This window comes from Psychroflexus aestuariivivens (assembly GCF_004010055.1).
GTDB classification, from domain to species: domain Bacteria; phylum Bacteroidota; class Bacteroidia; order Flavobacteriales; family Flavobacteriaceae; genus Psychroflexus; species Psychroflexus aestuariivivens.
On sequence record NZ_RQVT01000013.1, the window covers coordinates 39,015 to 57,654 of the forward strand.

At 32.3% G+C, this 18,640-nt stretch carries 16 protein-coding genes; 5 read left to right on the forward strand and 11 right to left on the reverse strand.

Annotation, left to right across the window (positions count from 1 at the left end; genetic code table 11):
- Positions 1 to 59 precede the first annotated feature (59 nt).
- From EIG86_RS02315 to EIG86_RS02330, 4 genes are all read right to left on the reverse strand, one after another.
- Complete coding sequence (locus tag EIG86_RS02315; protein ID WP_127844535.1) at positions 60 to 1,040, reverse strand: deoxyhypusine synthase family protein; 981 nt, start codon at positions 1,038 to 1,040, stop codon at positions 60 to 62.
- Positions 1,041 to 1,057: 17 nt separating this feature from the next.
- The gene (gene speB, locus EIG86_RS02320) at positions 1,058 to 1,933 is read right to left on the reverse strand and encodes an agmatinase (RefSeq protein ID WP_127844536.1); all 876 of its coding nucleotides are present in this window, start codon (positions 1,931 to 1,933) and stop codon (positions 1,058 to 1,060) included.
- Positions 1,923 to 3,323 carry an arginine decarboxylase gene (locus tag EIG86_RS02325; protein WP_127844537.1) on the reverse strand — a complete coding sequence of 467 codons (1,401 nt, stop codon included), beginning with the start codon at positions 3,321 to 3,323 and terminating at the stop codon, positions 1,923 to 1,925. The genes speB and EIG86_RS02325 overlap by 11 nt, the downstream gene beginning before the upstream one ends.
- A gap of 229 nt (positions 3,324 to 3,552) precedes the next feature.
- Positions 3,553 to 4,371, reverse strand: a complete 819-nt coding sequence (locus tag EIG86_RS02330; RefSeq protein ID WP_127844538.1) for a pseudouridine synthase — start codon at positions 4,369 to 4,371, stop codon at positions 3,553 to 3,555.
- A gap of 182 nt (positions 4,372 to 4,553) precedes the next feature.
- Between EIG86_RS02330 and EIG86_RS02335 the strand changes: the two genes are divergently transcribed.
- Positions 4,554 to 5,075, forward strand: coding sequence for a DUF4304 domain-containing protein (locus EIG86_RS02335; protein ID WP_127844539.1), 522 nt, complete (start codon positions 4,554 to 4,556; stop codon positions 5,073 to 5,075).
- A gap of 94 nt (positions 5,076 to 5,169) precedes the next feature.
- On the forward strand, positions 5,170 to 6,153 hold the full coding sequence (locus EIG86_RS02340; protein WP_127844540.1) for a DUF4837 family protein: 984 nt from the start codon (positions 5,170 to 5,172) through the stop codon (positions 6,151 to 6,153).
- A gap of 84 nt (positions 6,154 to 6,237) precedes the next feature.
- On the opposite strand, the gene EIG86_RS02345 is transcribed toward EIG86_RS02340, so the two are convergent.
- Both EIG86_RS02345 and EIG86_RS02350 read right to left on the reverse strand, forming a co-directional pair.
- Complete coding sequence (locus tag EIG86_RS02345; RefSeq protein WP_127844541.1) at positions 6,238 to 8,613, reverse strand: TonB-dependent receptor; 2,376 nt, start codon at positions 8,611 to 8,613, stop codon at positions 6,238 to 6,240.
- 48 nt (positions 8,614 to 8,661) lie between these two features.
- The gene (locus EIG86_RS02350) at positions 8,662 to 8,859 is read right to left on the reverse strand and encodes a hypothetical protein (RefSeq protein WP_205030449.1); all 198 of its coding nucleotides are present in this window, start codon (positions 8,857 to 8,859) and stop codon (positions 8,662 to 8,664) included.
- Between the two features lie 206 nt (positions 8,860 to 9,065).
- Between EIG86_RS02350 and EIG86_RS02355 the strand changes: the two genes are divergently transcribed.
- Both EIG86_RS02355 and EIG86_RS02360 read left to right on the forward strand, forming a co-directional pair.
- Positions 9,066 to 10,007, forward strand: a complete 942-nt coding sequence (locus EIG86_RS02355; RefSeq protein WP_127844543.1) for an energy transducer TonB — start codon at positions 9,066 to 9,068, stop codon at positions 10,005 to 10,007.
- A gap of 208 nt (positions 10,008 to 10,215) precedes the next feature.
- A complete protein-coding gene (locus EIG86_RS02360) occupies positions 10,216 to 12,723 on the forward strand; it encodes a phosphoenolpyruvate carboxylase (RefSeq protein ID WP_127844544.1) in 2,508 nt (835 codons plus the stop codon).
- A 162-nt stretch (positions 12,724 to 12,885) separates the two neighbouring features.
- Here EIG86_RS02360 and arfB read toward each other — a convergent pair whose 3' ends face one another.
- The 5 genes from arfB to EIG86_RS02385 all read right to left on the reverse strand — a co-directional run bounded on the left by arfB (position 12,886) and on the right by EIG86_RS02385 (position 17,498).
- Positions 12,886 to 13,290: an alternative ribosome rescue aminoacyl-tRNA hydrolase ArfB gene (arfB, locus tag EIG86_RS02365; protein WP_127844545.1), complete on the reverse strand. Its 405-nt coding sequence runs from the start codon at positions 13,288 to 13,290 to the stop codon at positions 12,886 to 12,888.
- Complete coding sequence (locus EIG86_RS02370; RefSeq protein ID WP_127844546.1) at positions 13,283 to 14,821, reverse strand: DUF4301 family protein; 1,539 nt, start codon at positions 14,819 to 14,821, stop codon at positions 13,283 to 13,285. The genes arfB and EIG86_RS02370 overlap by 8 nt, the downstream gene beginning before the upstream one ends.
- A gap of 14 nt (positions 14,822 to 14,835) precedes the next feature.
- The gene (locus EIG86_RS02375) at positions 14,836 to 15,390 is read right to left on the reverse strand and encodes an AAA family ATPase (protein ID WP_127844547.1); all 555 of its coding nucleotides are present in this window, start codon (positions 15,388 to 15,390) and stop codon (positions 14,836 to 14,838) included.
- Positions 15,345 to 15,983: a nicotinamide riboside transporter PnuC gene (pnuC, locus tag EIG86_RS02380; protein WP_127844548.1), complete on the reverse strand. Its 639-nt coding sequence runs from the start codon at positions 15,981 to 15,983 to the stop codon at positions 15,345 to 15,347. Before pnuC ends, EIG86_RS02375 begins: the two co-directional genes overlap by 46 nt.
- A 228-nt stretch (positions 15,984 to 16,211) precedes the next feature.
- Complete coding sequence (locus EIG86_RS02385) at positions 16,212 to 17,498, reverse strand: metal-dependent hydrolase family protein (protein ID WP_127844551.1); 1,287 nt, start codon at positions 17,496 to 17,498, stop codon at positions 16,212 to 16,214.
- 248 nt (positions 17,499 to 17,746) lie between these two features.
- On the opposite strand from EIG86_RS02385, the gene EIG86_RS02390 reads away from it, so the two are divergent.
- Complete coding sequence (locus EIG86_RS02390) at positions 17,747 to 18,541, forward strand: PhzF family phenazine biosynthesis protein (protein WP_127844549.1); 795 nt, start codon at positions 17,747 to 17,749, stop codon at positions 18,539 to 18,541.
- Positions 18,542 to 18,640 lie beyond the last annotated feature (99 nt).

Genomic DNA, 18,640 nt, shown 5'->3' on the forward strand with positions numbered 1-18,640 from the left:
AAAAAATAATTTAAATACCAATCCTCAAAAGTTAGGTTTCAAGGATTGATATTTTAAAATTACATATCCAAAAGGTAAGCAAAAACAAGTGGAGCTACAATAGTGGCATCACTTTCTATAATAAATTTCGGGGTGTCAATATCCAACTTTCCCCATGTAATTTTTTCATTTGGCACAGCTCCTGAATACGAACCGTAACTTGTAGTTGAATCTGAAATTTGACAGAAATAACTCCAGAATGGCGTATCAGGACGTTCCATATCTTGGTAAAGCATCGGCACCACACAAATTGGAAAATCACCAGCAATTCCACCGCCAATTTGAAAAAATCCAATTCCTGAAGATACTTCAGGTTTAGAATTTTCTGTATACCAATCGGCTAGAAAAGTCATGTATTCTATACCAGATTTCATAGTAGAAGCTTTCAATTCACCTTTCATAACGTAGCTAGCAAAAATATTACCCATTGTACTATCTTCCCAGCCTGGTACAACTATTGGTAAGTTTTTTTCTGCTGCTGCATACATCCACGAATCTTTGAGGTCAATTTCGTAATATTCTTCCAAAACGCCTGATAATAGGAGTTTGTACATGTATTCATGAGGAAAATATCGTTCGCCTTTAGCTTCAGCATCTTTCCATATTTTTACGATGTGTTTTTGCAATCTTCGAAACGCTTCTTCTTCAGGAATGCAAGTATCGGTTACACGATTCAAGCCTTTTTCTAACAAATCCCACTCGTCCTGAGGCGTTAAATCTCTGTATTCAGGAATTCGTTTATAATGCGAATGTGCGACCAAATTCATAATGTCTTCTTCAAGATTTGCTCCTGTGCAAGACACAATATGAACTTTGTCCTGACGGATCATCTCAGCAAAAATTTTACCAAGTTCTGCAGTACTCATAGCACCTGCTAACGAAACCAACATTTTGGATCCTTTATTGAGTTGAGCCTCATAAGCTTTAGCAGCATCTACTAAACTGGCAGCATTGAAGTGTAAAAAATATTTCTCTATGAAATCGGTAATCGGTTTACCCATTGTTTTTAAGTTTAAATTTAAAATTCATCTTCTGTTGAAATTCTATCGCTATAAAACTTGTAGGTTAGCATTTTGTAGTAGAGTTTAGCTGCTAAAAAATCTGATGACTTTTCTTCAGCATTTGGACAAAGTTCTACTATATCGAAACCTACTACATTTTTCTTTTTAAAAATTAATTTCAAGAAATCTAGCGTTTCATACCAAAATAAACCTCCTGGTTCTGGTGTTCCTGTTGATGGCAATATGGAAGGGTCAAATGCGTCTAAATCTATGGTGATAAAAACGTTGGAAGTCATTTGTCCAATAGCATCTTCCATCCAATCTTCATATAAATCATGAGCAAAATAGGTTCTGCCTTCGTCCATGTGTTCGACCTCGCTACTATCCATAGAACGAATTCCAACTTGAATCAAATTTGTATTTTTGCTGGCTTCATGTACTGCGCAAGCATGATTACACTTAGAACCGTCGTAACTTGGTCGCAAATCTGCATGTGCATCTATCTGAACAACAGTTAAATCTTCAAAGCTTTCTGAAAATGCTCGAATACTACCAATAGACACAGAGTGTTCACCACCAAATAATGTCACAAATTTATCCTGATTTATATAATTTTTAGTGGTTTTATGTACGCTTTCAACCATTTTTTCTGGTGATGAATTCTCAGAAATTGGTGGTGCTAAATAAATTCCTTTTTTATAAACTTCCGATCGTGTTTCGATGTCATAAAGTTCCATATTTTCTGAAGCATCCAAAAAAGCTTCAGGCCCTTTGTCGGCTCCTTTTTGCCATGTACTTGTACCATCGTAAGGCACTGGAATTAACACTACTTTAGCCTCGTCTATTCCTGCATATTTAGCAGAAATTCCGGCATAATTTCTTTTAGCTGTCATGATAACCTAAAATTTTTAATAAATCTTCACTTTTTTGTTGTTCACTAAATAATTTAACGGATAATTTTCCGTCACTGTTTTTGTCTATCAATAAATGTTTTGGACTTGGGATTAAGCAGTGTTGCAATCCTCCAAAACCACCAATGGTTTCTTGGTAAGCACCAGTATTGAAAAATCCAATATAAAGCGGATTTTCTTTTTCGTATTTGGGTAGATATATGGCGTTCATGTGTTGTTCGGAATTATAGTAGTCGTCGCTATCACAAGTTAGACCTCCTAGTAACACACGCTCATATCTATCGTTCCAACGATTTACTGCAAGCATAATAAAGCGCTTGCTAATTGCCCAAGAATCTGGTAAAGTAGTGATGAAGGATGAATTAATCATATTCCATTTTTCACGATCATTTTGCTGTTTTTGGTACAAAACCTCATAAACGGCTCCACCGCTTTCCCCTACTGTGAAACTACCAAATTCAGTAAAAATATGTGGTACGGGAACGCCTTCTTCTTCACAAGTGAGTTTGATTTGGTTGATAACTTCATCTACCATATATTCATAATCATAATCGAAATATAACGAATTTTTGATAGGAAATCCGCCACCAATATTCAAACTGTCCAAGCTCGGACAAATTTTCTTTAATCGAGTGTAAACACGTAAACATTTTTGTAATTCGTTCCAATAATAAGCAGTATCGCGAATGCCAGTATTAATGAAAAAATGTAACATTTTCAACTCGACCTGATCGTTATTTTTGATCTGATCTTCGTAAAATGGTACAATATTTTTGTAGCCAATACCTAGCCTAGATGTGTAAAATTCAAATTTAGGTTCTTCCTCTGAAGCGATTCTAATACCGATTTGAAAATCATCTTTTATGTTTTTTGTTAACAGGTCAATTTCTTCATAATTATCAATCACAGGAATACACTTGCGATGACCATTGTTGATCAAATTGGCAATATTATTAATATATTGATCTCTTTTGAATCCATTGCAAATTACATATGTATTTGCGTTTATTTTACCTTTTCGTTTTAAATCATTTACAATATCAATGTCGAAAGCAGAAGAAGTTTCAATATGAATATCGTTTTTCAGAGCTTCATGCAGAACATGTTGAAAGTGTGAACTTTTAGTGCAATAGCAATAATTGTATTCACCCTTATAATTATGCTTTTCAATAGCTTCGCTAAACCATTTTTTGGCACGTTGAATATTTTCAGAAATTTTAGGTAAATATGTAAATTTCAAAGGTGCACCATATTCCTCGACTAGAGACATAAGGTCTATATCGTGAAACTTGAGCTCATCGCCATTAAGTTGAAATTCTTCTTGTGGAAAGTCATAAGTTTGACTTATCAGGTCAATGTATTTTGTATTCATTTAAAAGATTTATAAAAGTTGAAAATAAAGAATTTATCTGTGAATGTTTGCCTGAGTTACATTTTTTTAAAAGAAGTCTGGATTTCCTAAATGAAAATTTGAAAATACAGTTTTGTAAAATGTTGGATTTCAAGATTTATAGTCGAAATTAATATCTTTATTCTTTTATTTTTAACGAATACAAAATAATACCATTTTCAATTAGTAAAAAATAGCTTAGTTGTTAAATTTACAACAAGCCAAGATTAATGATTTCTTGCTTTGTCAATTGTCGCATTCTGCCTCTAGGCAAATCTTTTTTCGTCAATCCACCATAAACTACGCGATCTAATTTGACAATTTCGTAACCCAATTTTTTGAAGATTTTTTGAACAATATGTGGCCTTTGACTTTTTAACTCTATTCCTATGTTTTTTTTAGTTTTATTACTTACATAAGACACATCCTCTATTTTCACAGGAAAACCTTCTATCATAATCCCATCTTTTATTTGCTGTAAATGTGGGTGATCTAGATTTTTATTCAACTCAACATCATAAATCTGCCTAATTCCATGTTTCAGGTTGGCTAATTTTTTTGCTAAAGTTCCATCATTAGTAAGTAAAATAAGACCTAAAGCACTTGTATCTAACTTTCCGACAGGCTTAACTTCTGCTTTAGTTACTTTGGACGCCAAATCCAAAACCGTCATATTATTATTATCATAACTTCCCGTAGTGTAAACACTTTTCGGTTTGTTGAGCAACCAATATTCTTTAGGTTCAGGATTAATTCGTCTACCATCGAATTTTACTTCATCCTCTAGTTTCACTTTATAGCCCATTTCGGTAATCACTTTACCGTTGACAGTAACATTGCCGGCAGAAATATAAATATCTGCATCTCGTCTAGAACAAATCCCGGAATTGGCGATATATTTATTAAGTCGCATTCCAGCTGAAGGATCTTTTATTTGCTTGTCAACTTTAGCGTCTTTAGCTTTTTTCGAAGTCTGTTTACGCGAGTTAGATGACGTATTTTGTTGTTTTTTAGACTTTTTAGAATCCATTTTAATCAATTTTTTGCAAAGTTAGGTTTTATTCGCTGAAGTTGTTGATTTAAGCTGAATTAAAAATTTAATATTAATAGTGAACCAAATTTACGGTTTTACCGTAATTATTTTACGGGCGAACCGTAATCTTGTTCTTTTTATGGGGCGTAAATTTGTTATATAATTTATTTCAACAAAAAATGATAGCGATAAATCAACAACTTAAGATTCGTGAAGAGGTACTAAACCCGCTTCTAAAAGCAGCTGGTTTTAGTAATGATGGTGAAATGTGGTGGAAATCTTATGATGAATTTTCCCTTGTTTTGAATATACAAAATTATTGGTGGAGCACAGATGATCAAGTTGATTTTAGAATTAATCTTGGGCTAATGATTCCGCCAATTAAAAATGCAATAGAACAAAAACCTGAGTTGACTGATTTGGCAGTTTGCGTTTCTCAAGATTGTTTTATGAAAGAAAATAGGCAATTTCATAAATTCAAAAATAGTATCGGTTACACAATAAAGACTACAGATGATTACCAAGATGTTTCAGAATTCATTAAAAAGGATTTGATTGAAGAAATTCTTCCTAAATTTTTTAGTCAAAACACTTTGGAAAAATGTATCAATTTCTATAAAGAAGTTCCATTTTGGAATAACCGTTTAGAAAGATTGATTTTAGAACAAAAGTTCAGATCCATTCAAAATATGGCGTGTTAAAATAATTTTATTTTTTTTTGATTAAACTTGCAATATGGAATGATATTAGCTACTTGGTTAGTATTAAAATTTCACAATCAAAAAAACATTTAAAATGCGTTTACAAAATCTTTTTTTCATATTTCTAATAGCGCTTTCTATACTTTCTTGCGGAGATAATTCTAAAAATACAGCTTACAAAGCTGAATCTTCAGGAAACATAAATCAAATATCTGTTATTATCACAAATGAAGCTTGGCAAGATTCCATTGGTGAATCTATACGAGAAATTTTTGCTGCCAATGTAGATGGACTACCACAACAGGAGCCACTTTTTGCATTGCGCCAAATCCCACCAAAAGCTTTTAATGGTTTTGTAAGAAGAAGCAGAACATTTTTAAAGATAGAAGAAGCTAAAACTGCGGTTCACAAAATTTTGATAGATTCATTTGCTAAGCCACAAGTTGGTATTGTTGTCGGCGGACCAAATGAACGAGCAATAATTGAAACTTTGGAAGAGAATGCCAACAAATTCATCTCAAAATTTCAAGCTGCAGAAATTAGAGAAAAGCAAAGACGGATGAGAAAATCTCCTAAAAGCACCGATGTAATTGAAAAAGAATTGGGTATTTCTATTTTATTTCCCTCTGCTTATCGTTATGCTAAACAAGAAGATGGTTTTTTCTGGATGAGAAAAGATATTCAAAATGGCAGCATGGAACTTCTCGCTTATGAAGTGCCAACTTCCACCATAGAAAAGGACGGCAATATTATTGAAAATGTGATTAGAATGAGAGATTCGATTGGAGAAAAACACATTCCTGGGCCGAACGAAGAAACACATATGATTACTGAAGAAGCTTACGCTCCCTATCTTTCGGAAACTAAGATTGATGGTAAATTTGCCTACGAAATCAAAGGAACTTGGGAAGTTGAAGGCTTTTTTATGGCAGGTCCATTCCTGACTTATGCCATAAAAGACGAAGCCAAAGAACGCTATGTTGTTTTAGAGGGATTTGTTTTCAAACCTTCTTCATCGAAAAGAAATCAAATTTTCGAGATAGAATCAATCTTAAAGTCAGCTAAATTTGTTGACTAATTCTGTTTTAGAAACTAAAATAAAATCCGACTGAAATAGTTTTTCCAGTCGGATTTTTTCTTTTGAAAAATATTTGTTCTTTAACTAAAACTTCAGGCTTACTCCTACTAAGAAATTAGTCCCAGCTTGAGGATAATAGCCTGCGCCTTCTACAGTTTCTACCTCACCGTTTTGGTTTTGCTGATCATAGTAGAAAAAATATCCGTTAGATTCATACTTCACATCAAAAATATTGTTCACTAATCCAGTAAAAGTAATGGTTTCAAATAAAGGCGCATTTCTCCATTCGTAAACAATATTAAAGTCATTAACAAAGAAGCTATCTAAAATTGAGGCTTCACTATCGATATTTCCCATATATTGTTCTCCCACAAATTTTGAAATTAAAGACATTTGGAAGTTTTCAATAGGATGAAATATAAATTGATTTGCCGCAATTATTTCAGGAGAAAAAGAAATATTGGTATTTCCTAAGTCTTGCAACTCTCCATCAAGTTCAGCTACAAAGTCAATGTTTTTATTTCGACTTAAAGTTAAATTAGGCTGCATTGTAAATTGGTCAGAAATACGAACATTTGCATCCAATTCCAACCCTAAACGATAACTTTGACCGCTAGTTTCACGAATTGGTGCGCCAACATCATCTAAAGCACCCGTCAAGACCATTTGATCTTTGTAATACATATAGTACAAATTAGCACTAAAAGTAGATTGTCCAGATTCAGCACGCCATCCCAATTCAAAATCGTCTAAAACTTCTGGATCGGTAATGCCATTTTCAAAATCAGTTCGCCTTGGCTCACGTTGGGCACGACCATAAGACGCATAAAATTGATTTTCTGAATTTAATTGAAATGTAGCTCCTGCTTTTGGATTGAAAAAATTATAATCTTGGTCTACTGGCAAATTCACTTTATCTGAGGTTAATCCTTTCATTTCATAATTCAAAAACCGCCCTTGAACGTCACCAAATACGCTCCATTCGTCACTTAGTCTAAGAGTGGCCTTAGCAAATGAGGTAAATTCTTTTTTGGTTCCTACGCCAAAGTAGTAATTATCTCTAATTTCTGAATCACCAGCAAATCTTGACCATATCACTTCTCCAAAATGGTCATTGGTGTAATAACTATAAAATAATCCAGCGTTGAAATCTACTAAATTGTCTTTATAATTCACCGTTCCGTTAACCACGTAATAGTCGTTATCAAGCCAACGTCTTCGGATTAAATCTGATTCTTCGATAGTTACATCTCCAACTACCACCGGACCTATTTCATGAAAGCTTAAATCTGCATTTTCTTCGTATTGTTCGAAATATCCGCGGCCATAAGTATAGTTTAGACTTAAATTTGTTGACCAATTGTTATCAAGTTTTTGGTTCCAATGCAACTGATAGTGGTCTTGCTTGTAATTATCAACTTCGTTGTCGTAAAATTGCGTTTCTCCATTTTCATCAGTGTACATTCCTGAAGGATTGAATGTTCGGTCTTCTTTCAAAGTTTCTAAACTGATTCCGTTCCATGCCTGATAAGTTATGTTATTTCCTCCAAAAGTCAAGGCTTTTATAAACGTGCCACCATCTTTAAATGTTCCCTGTAGGAAGTAAGATTTCAAATCTGAAAATGCACGATCGATGTAACCATCAGATTTTATTTGTGACAAACGTCCTGAGAAAGTAAATTTATCCTCTAACAATCCAGTTCCAAATTCAACAGTATGTTTTCTAGTATTGAAAGAACCAAAAGAGTTTGAAATTTCAGCTGAAGGCGTTTCATTTTTAGTTTGTGTCAAGATATTCAAACTCGCACCGAATGCTCCAGAACCATTTGTAGAAGTTCCCACGCCTCGCTGAAGTTGCATGTTTTCGGTAGACGATGCAAAATCTGGTAAATTCACCCAAAAAGAGCCTTGGCTTTCTTGATCATTATACGGAATACCATTTAATGTTACATTTACTCTTGAAGCATCGCTACCTCGTACACGAATAGAAGTATAGCCAACGCCATTTCCAGCATCCGAAGAAGATACTACTGAGGGAAGAACATTTAACAAAATTGGAATGTCTTGACCCAAATTTCGCTCTTCAATATCTTCTTTACTAAAATTGGAATGCGTGATTGGTGAATCTGCATCTACTCGCACAGATCTTACAAAAACCTCTCCCAGTGATTCTTGAACATCCGACATATCAACATCTAGTGTGATATTTTCAGTCAAATCAATGTCAATTTCTTTTTGATTTCCGTAAGAAAATACCAAAGTGTATTTTCCAGCTGGCAAACTCAATTGATAATTTCCATCTAAGTTTGTAATCGTGCCTGATTGGGTACTTTTAGTGTACACATTGACACCAGGAAGCGCTTCTTCTCCGTCGGTTACTTTTCCTTTGACGGTGTAGTCTTGTGAGAAACCTTGCCAACTCCAAAAGCTAAGGCAAAGTAGAAATAATTTGAATTTCATTCGTAATGATTTTTACGAATAAAAGGGGCAATTATTCTAGATTAATGATTAAAATAAAAAAATCCTGAAAACCACTTTGGTTTCAGGAGTCAATACAATGGTGACAATCGACTTGTCATTCTCCCTTGGCAACATTACTTGCCCAGGTTCATTGGGTATAATCTCAGTCCCACTTGCGCAGAACACCCCTTTGAGATGTGGTGCAAAACTAAAATAAATGTTTTGAATATTAATCAGGCAAAGCATTTTTATTTTATTCATTTTTTGATTTTCTAAACTTTAATATTTCAGTAAATTGATATTGATTTTAATGAACGAACTCAAGCGTATTTTAAAAAATAAATGAAGGTCTTCTAAAGTCCATTCATTTTCAAAGTCTCGCCTTAATTCAGGATTAGATGCATTTTTTGTCTATTTTTAGATATTGAAAAAACTTTCAAAATAAATATAAAATGAAAATTATATTAAATATTACAATCCTATTTTTCAGTTTAGCAATTTACTCACAAAATTTTAGTGGTAAAATTGAATATAATACTGAAATTATTCTTAAAAATGATAAAGTTGACATTGATTCGATATTGTCCACAAAAAGAACTAAAAAGAAAACTTATTTAATTACTGATAATTTTTACAAAACAAGCTACATAGATAAAGGTGAAGTTAAATATTCTTATTCATATGATAATATTTCAAAAAGAATGTACGACAACTATGCAGATAGAGAATATATAACCTATAGAGACTCGCGTAAATCCAACTACGGTAATTATAGTTCAGAAATTTTCAAAGACAGCACGACAACCATACTTGATTTGGACTGTTTTATGGTAAAACATGAGTCTGAGTATGGAAAATCAAAAAGTTATTATTCTGATGAAATTAGAGTCAATTACTCCTCCTTTGAGGAACATAAGGTTGGGAATTGGTATGAAAAATTAAAGGATTTGAATGGTTGCTTACCACTAAAAACAATTACTGAATTTGAAGATTATATTCAGATTACTGAAGCTACGAAAATCACTGAAATGGAGTTAAGTGAATCTGATTTCCAAATAGCTAATAACAAAATAATTGTCGCATTTTATACAGCATTGGACGAAAGAGTTAAACTGAACAAACCGAGCAAATCTGAATCTAAGCATTATAAACAATTAATTAATGATGGTGTTAAAGGTTTAAAGCTTGAAAAAGACTATAAAATCTATGTCAGTTTTGTGCTTAGTAAAAATGGTGAAATCAAGTACGTCAAGGCTTTAAAAGAAAACAAACTCGGTTTGGATAAAATTGCTGAAAATGTCATTAAAAATTGTGAACTTAAATTTACACCAGGCAAAATAGACGGTCGATATGTGAGTTCCCAAGCATATTTTCCAGTGGAATTTAAAAAATAAAAACTCCAGTCAATTTCAATTTTGATTAAATCAAATTCCAGTTTTCATAATTTTTTTTTTAAAAAATTCGTCTCTTTATAACTTAGAAAAAAAATAGATTCTTAGCTACTCTTATATTTACGCGTATTTCTTTATTTTTGAAATAGAGTAGGAATTAAGTTTTGACCCTAATTCCTAAAAAATATATTAAATTTAAATTGAACTAGCCATGCAAAACAACGAACGTGTAGAAAAATTCAGACAGCTTGTAAAAAATAAATACCTGATTTACAATAGTTTATTTTTGAATTTACCTAACGAAAATACAACTTATACCGGTATTTTTATTCCGCTTTTGCATAAGCTAAGCAAGGAAGGTTACCAAAAAGATGCTGAACCAAAAGAAGTAATTGAAGACTTTTTGGCAAATCATACAGATCTTGAAACAGATCAAGAAAAATTTGATTTATTATTTAGGATGATTCAATATATTGAACGACAAGTCGTTTTGTTCGATAGTATTGAAGATGCTGCTTTTTCAAGTTTCAAAAAGCAAAAAATTGAAGACAGTCTTCAACCTCAAAACGAAAATTCACAAGATTTAGTCAAACATTTAAAAAGCTTTAGCTCGAGAGTAGTTTTTACCGCTCACCCTACTCAGTTTTATCCTAACAATGTACAAGGAATTATGCACGAACTTCGTAACGCTGTTCAACAAGATAGTATTACAAAGATTGACAATATTCTTCAACAACTGGCTTTTACACCTTTTATAAATAGGGAAAAACCTACGCCTTTTGATGAGGCGCAAAGTATAATTTTCTACTTAAGATACGTCTATTATGACACATTAGGCAAAATCTATCATAAAATTGGAAAGTCTGCGAATTTGTCTCCAGACTTCAATCCAAATTTATTAGAAATGGGATTTTGGCCTGGCGGAGATCGAGATGGAAATCCTTTTGTGACTAAAGAGACCACTTATGAAGTGGCAACTCAATTGCGCATTACCATTATGAAATGTTACTATAATCACCTCAAAATTTTGATGCGCAAACTTACATTTAGAGAAGTTGACGAACCTCTGAATAAACTCAAACGCAAACTTTATAAGCAGATTTTCAAAAAAAAGACAAGTCTAACTTCAGAAGAAATTTTGAAAATCATGTATCGTGTTAGGAAGTTGGTTGAAAAAAATTATAGATCCCTAAATATTGATTTGATAGATGACTTTATAGGAAGAGTTCATCTTTTTGGAAATCATTTTGCAACATTAGATATCCGTCAAGATAGTAGTGTGCATAATCAAGTTATAAAAGAAATTTTTAAAAAGGAATTCCAGCTAAATTATGATGAATTAACTTCGGAAGAAAAAATACAGTATTTGACTCAAAAATCTTTAGAAATAAATCCAGACGATTATTCCGATGAATTGGTTGTGGATACTTTAAAGAACGTTTATCAAATCCAAGAAATCCAGAATTTGAATGGTCAGCGTGGCTTGCACCGTTATATTATTTCCAATTCCGAAAGCATTTTTGACGTCCTTCATGTGTTTGCAATTTTCAAATATTGTGCATACAAAGAAGATGAAATTCATATAGATATTGTTCCATTATTTGAAACTATGGAAGGCATGGACAATTCTGAATCCGTAATGAAAGCGCTATATGAAAATGAGACTTATAAAAATCATTTACTAAAGCGAAAACAGGAGCAACACATCATGTTAGGTTTTTCAGATGGTACTAAAGACGGCGGTTATTTGAAAGCAAATTGGGAAATCTATAGAACTAAAGAACGTTTAACGAGTTTATCTCGACAAAAAGGCTATCAAGTTGTGTTTTTTGATGGTCGTGGCGGCCCACCCGCTCGTGGCGGCGGAAAAACCCATCAATTTTATGCCGCACAAGGCAACGAAATTGCAAACGAAAAAATACAATTAACTATTCAAGGGCAAACAATAACCAGCGTTTTTGGAACCCAAGAACAAGCCACTTATAATTTTGAACAGTTACTTTTAGCTGGCGTAAAATCAAAACAAAGTAATAGCTGGAAGCCAAACCACAAAGAATTATTGACCGATTTAGCGGATAGAAGCTATCAAAAATATATCAGTTTAAAAGAACACGAGTTGTTTATTCCTTACCTCGAAGAAATGACAACGCTTAAATATTATGGTGCAACAAATATTGGCAGCAGACCAACAAAGAGAAATCAAGATGCTAAACTTCAGCTGAAAGATTTAAGAGCCATTCCTTTTGTAGGTTCATGGAGTTTGGTTCGACAAAATGTGCCTGGTTATTACGGTTTAGGAACCGCACTAAATGCTTATGAAGATCAATTTGATTTGGTTGAAGATTTATATGAAAACTCAGCTTTTTTTAGATCATTGATATTGAATAGCATCATGTCTATGAAAAAATCTTATTTCCCATTGACCTCATACATGAAGAATGATAAAAAATATGGTGAATTTTGGAAAGAGTTACGCAAAGAATATGAACTCACTAAAAAGTTAGTGCTTCGACTCACTAATCAAAACGAGTTGATGGAAAATGAAGAACTGGCAAGAAAATCAATTAGCATGCGCGAAAATATTATTCTGCCTTTACTCAGTATCCAGCAATATGCATTACAGAAAATCCAAGAAAATGATCCACAAAAGGAAACTTATGAAAAAATGGTGATTAGAGCTTTGTTTGGGAATATAAATGCTAGTAGAAATTCAGCTTAATAAATTTTAAAATAAAAATAATTTCAGACTGATGTTATACTTTCTCAGTCTGAAATTATTTCAAAATCAATTCTAAGTTTATAACTTTAGTTTTGATCTAATGCTTTCTTTATCTTTTTTTAGGGAGTATATTTAGATAAAACCTTCATATAAATATGTTGACTAAATCTTTGGTTTTTTCCGATTGATTTTCTTTTCGGAATGTTGTTTTTTCTTTTTTAATCTTTTCAATTTAGCTGCTTTTGAAGGTTTTGTTTTAATCCGTTTTTTCTTTTGCTTCAATGCTGAAGTTAGCATATCCAAAAATTTCTGAATAACCAATTTCTTGTTTTGCAGTTGACTTCTGGTTTGAGAGACGCTTAATTGAATTTGTTGATCTTTATTCAGTTTTGTTTTTAATTTCTTTTGAAGTTGGCTTTTTTGAGATTCTGAAAATACATTAGATTTCTCCAAATCCCAAGTCAATATCACTTTGGTTTCAGTTTTGTTGACATGTTGTCCGCCAGGTCCGCCACTTAAAGCAGTTTTAAATTCAACTTCTTTTAAAATTTCATCCTGATCAAACATCGACTTTAGCTTGGTGTTCTGGTTTCAGCAAATCCAAAACAGTTTTTACAGGATTAAAAGTTTCAGCTGGAACTTCTACAAAAACTGTATTCCAAAATGCCATGCCACCATTCCAAAGCCCAGGAAGTTCTAAAGCCTTGACCGCAGTTCCTTCAATATATTTTTCAGCTATAAAACCTTTATCTGGGTCTACAAATTCCTTCAAATTGAAAGTTTCACCTTTGTAGTTTTTGATACCACAAACAATATCTACCGGATTGAAATGTGTAGAATTACTCAAATGTTTTTGCTGACTTTCTCTAGTTAGATCGATTTGAGATTTTTCTACAATTTGAAGTGAAATTGTACCATCATTATTCTTAATCCAAAACGGTCCACCACCTGGCGCACCTTGGTTGATTACCATCCCACAAACGCGAATAGGTCTGTTGAGAACACTTATAATCTGATCTACGTTTTCGAAATCAGAATACACATTCAATTTATTTTTTAAGAAATCAACAGCTTTTTCTTTTAAATCTTCGTTAGGATTATCCTGTAAATTTCGAATAAATTTGAATGTTTTATTTTGAAGATTTATTAAAATTCCGGCCAATATTTTCTTGTAATAATTCGATTCTGAATCAGTCTTATCATTAGTTCGTAAAGAAACATTGTCAATATTTTTTATAAAAACTAAGTCGGCATCTATATTATTCAAATTTTCAATTAATGCACCATGACCGGCTGGTCTTAAAAGTAATTTGCCATCCGATTTTCTAAACGGCTGATTATCAAAATCTACCGCTATTGTGTCTGTTGCAGGATTTTGAAAAGAAAATGAAACTTTGAATTTGGTATTGGTTTCCCGTTCAACTTTAGATTGAATATTTTCTAAAGCAGATTTAAATTTTTCTAAATGATCTTCTGAAATGGTAAAATGTAAATTCGCTAAGCCATTATTAGCTGCATATTTCGAAGCTTCATGAAAATGTTCTTCAAAAGCAGTAACTTTTTCTTTTCCGTAATTATGAAAAACAATGAGACCTTTAGGTAAGTCTGATAATCCAAAAGCTTTTGTTGAAAGCATTTCATCTACTAAGCGCAGAATCTTTTCATCTTTAGGTAAATCATCGAAATTATCTACGGATGAATGTAATTTGTCATAAATTTCGTCATAAAATGGCAGCTTATTGATGTCGTTGAAAAAATCTTTTAACGGTTTAAATTCTGAAGATTGCAGGAAAGATTTAAGGTTTTGTTTAGATTTCGGAAATTCATCCAGAAAGCAATGCAAAAGCTTGAACATTCTTGAAGCTGCTCCACTAGCTGGAACAAATTTTAAAATTTTGAAATTACTTTTTTCAAAAACATTTGAAAACTTTTCTTTTTTAGTATTGTTGAGTTGAAAAATCCCATTCCCAATCGTTGCAGGGTTAACGATTTCTAAGTTGGGAAAACCATTTTTGAAATGTTTCAAATCCTGCATAACTTTTTCTTCAGTTAAGTTGTGCTTTTTGAATTGTTCTAAATCCTGTTGGAGAAATTTCATCTTTTGTTAGTTATTTATAGATTTTCAATAATCGATTGGGCTTTTAGAATTCTTTGCTCTAAGCTTCCACTAATTACCGCAAAAGGCAGATTGTTTGCTTTCAAAAAATGCTTAAATATTTCAAACATTTCGATTCTTTCATTAGGTTTATCTCGCAAATCATCTTCTTCCCAAGGTGTATCAATGTAAGTTAAAAAATAAAAATCGTAATCGTGTTTGAACGCATATTCTTTTAAAGTTTCATTTTTAAAATCTTCAAAGTAAACCGTTGCATATACATAAGTTTGTAATAAGTTGGTATCGCAAAATAACAAATTTTTAGCAGTTTTGGACTTTTCATTTTCCCATTTCATCTGACCTATCGCAATAGGAATTAGATCTTCTTCTTCACAAATTTCAGCAGAATCGTCGTATTTCTTTTGTAAATATTCTCTAGCAAACTCCGGAACCCATTCTGTGTTATAAGATTCTGCCAAGGCTTTGGCTAATGAAGTTTTACCAGAAGATTCTGGCCCGAAAAGTACTATTTTAGTAAGTTTTGTTTTGGTTTGTACAAGTGCTTTTTCCATGCTAAATATCCATATACTGCAATAATAGTAAAAAGTAAATATTGAAAAGCGGTAAAACTTAAACCTTTGTGATAATATAATGGTACTGAAATTAAGTCTCCGATGATCCAATAAATCCAGTTTTCTATGCGTTTTTTTGCCATCAGCCACATACCCACAAAGAATATAGCAGTTGTTACCACATCTGTATAAGTGACCCAGCCGTCCCATTTTTCGAAAACTTCATAGATAAAAGCAACAAAAATAATTGTCGATATAAAAATAATTATCGACCATAAATGCTCACTTTTTGTAGCTCTTGTAATTGGTATGAAATGGTTTTTATCTACTTTTCTTGTCCAAATATACCAACCGTAAACACTCATTATAAAATAGTAAGCGTTGATCATCATATCTCCTAAAAGGCCATATTCATAAAGAATATATACAAAAATCAAAGTGCTAATAATACCTGTAGGAAACACCAGAATATTATCTTTTTTGGAAAATAAAACACTTAAAAACCCAAAAATAATAGCTATAACTTCTAAGATTATAAAATGGAGCGGTGTATTTTGATATTCTGAAAAGATCCAGTCAAATATTTCAGTCATAGTTTTGATTTAATGTATAATATTTAAAAAATCCTAATCAGCAAAGTTAGGTTAATATCTGAAGGAGAAATCGGAATTTTGGAAGGAAAAGATATTATTTTTAAACACTTTATAAGTTGAGTTTACAGTCATATAAGTGCAAGTGAAAATTATTTTAAATATAGAAGATATATTTTTTTTGAATTAATTCATAAATTGAAACTTTTCTTAAAAAAATTTCATCACTAATTACATTTCATCATACTTTATAACTTTACCATGTTTCATAACAAAAACAACATTTAGTAAAGTAGAAATGTCGTCAATCGGATTTTTCTTTACTGCAATAATATCTGCTTTTTTCCCTTTAGTAATAGAACCATAAAGTGAATCAACAGCAAGTAATTTTGCAGCAATAATTGTTGCTGATTGGATTGCTTCCATAGGCGGCATGCCAACTTCAACCATGAAACCGAACTCTCTAGCGTTTTCGCCATGCTTAAAAACACCAGCATCCGTTCCGAAAACAATATTGACTCCTTTTTTATAAGCTTTCTCAAAAGTGCTTTGGATTTTTGGACCAATAGCTTTTGCTTTAGGTACAACAAGTTCTGGATAATAACCATCAATTTCTGCAAGTTCTGCAACACTTTTTCCTGCTGTTATAGTTGGCACATAATACGTTCCATGCTTGATCATCAATTCTATGGTCTCCTCTGACATCATAGTTCCGTGTTCTATTGTTTTTATCCCAGCTTTTACAGCTCTTTGCATGCCTTCATCGCCATGAGCGTGTGCAGCTGTTAACATTCCATAATCATTAGCTGTTTCGACAATAGCTTTAATCTCGTCAGGAAAAAACTGAGGATTATGCCCACTTTTTGCAAGGCTCAAAACTCCTCCAGTGGCAGTTATTTTAATAACATCAGCACCATTTTTGTAACGTTGTCGCACTGCTTGTCTAGCTTGTTCTGGACTGTTAATAACGCCTTCTTTGGGTCCAGGATTTCCCATAAGGTCAGCTTTATAACCATTTGTAGGATCCGCATGACCACCAGTTGTAGCGATAGATTTTCCAGCAGAATAAACTGTAGGTCCCAAAACCAAGCCTTTATTTATTGCATTTCTAAGACTAGTGTTGACTCCGGTCCCTCCAAGATCTCGTACTGAAGTAAATCCAGCGAATAACGTAGTCTTTGCGTGCTTTTGTGATTCGAAAGCGATGTCTGCTTCATTTAAAGTAAAAGGTTTAATATAGTTATCTTTTGAAGTTTCAGACTCCAAATGAACATGCATATCAAACAAACCAGGAAGAATAGTAAAATCTCTTAAATCAATTAATTCACTTTGAGAGGGTAATTCAATAAATCCATCTTCAATATCGAGAATCAAATCATCCTTCACAATAATTGTCTTATTAGACAAAACTTTTCCGGACTCGACATCTATCAAATTTCCGCAATAGATATATTGATCTTGAGCTGATAAAGGAATATAGGTAAGAAAGCTAATTAGAAAAAATAGTATTAATCTCATCATTTGATTTTTGTTTAAAAATAGGTAAATTAGGTTTAAAAATATGATAAAGATGTATTGAATTCAAGATATATAATTGGTAATTTAAAATTTAAATGCTTAAATTCATTAAATTAATCACAGCAGCTTTAATATCTTCATATTAATTAAATTTGAACATTATCAAAACTAAGTTTTAGTATCGTAATAAATAAAATATCACCAAATTTTTAAATACCATAACAAGCAAATTATAACATATATATCAAATGAATTTAAGAATATATCAAATAGATGCTTTTTCAAACAAAATATTTTCAGGAAATCCAGCGGCTGTTTGCCCTTTAGAAGAATGGTTGAGCGATGATATTTTACAGAAAATAGCACAGGAGAATAATCTTGCTGAAACTGCATTCTACGTTAAACAAGATGATTTTTTTCAGATAAGATGGTTTACTCCAAAAGTTGAAGTTGACCTGTGCGGACACGCAACTTTAGCAACGGCTTTTGTATTATTCAATCATGAAAATTATTCTGAAAATACCATTCATTTTCATTCTTACAGAAGTGGAACATTAACCGTTTCAAAAAAAGGCACATTCTTAAGCTTAAATTTTCCAAGCGATTTGATAAAAAAAATAAACCTCTCAAATGAATTGAAAAGTTGTTTTAATATTCAACCAAAATCAGCATACAAAGGAAAATCAGATTACATGCTTTTGTTTGAAACTGAAGAAGAGATAAATAACATCAAACCAAATTTTAATAAAATATCAAAATTGAATAGTCGAGGTATAATTATAACTGCAAAAGGAAATCATGTTGATTTTGTATCAAGATTTTTTGCACCACAAATTGGAGTTACTGAAGATCCCGTAACTGGTTCAACTCATACAACACTAACACCATTTTGGTCAAGGCGATTATCCAAAACCAAACTTTCGGCAATTCAACTTTCAAATCGGAAGGGATATTTAGAATGTGAATATTTAAATGATCGAGTTGAAATTAGTGGAGAAGCTGAATTGTATATGAAAGGAGAAATTTACTTAGAATTAATATGATAAATAAGACTCGAATTATTATTTATTGTCAAAGACTGTTTGATTAAAACAAAAAAGCCTCTATTTCTAGAGGCTTTTATTGCAAATAAGGAAGGCGGC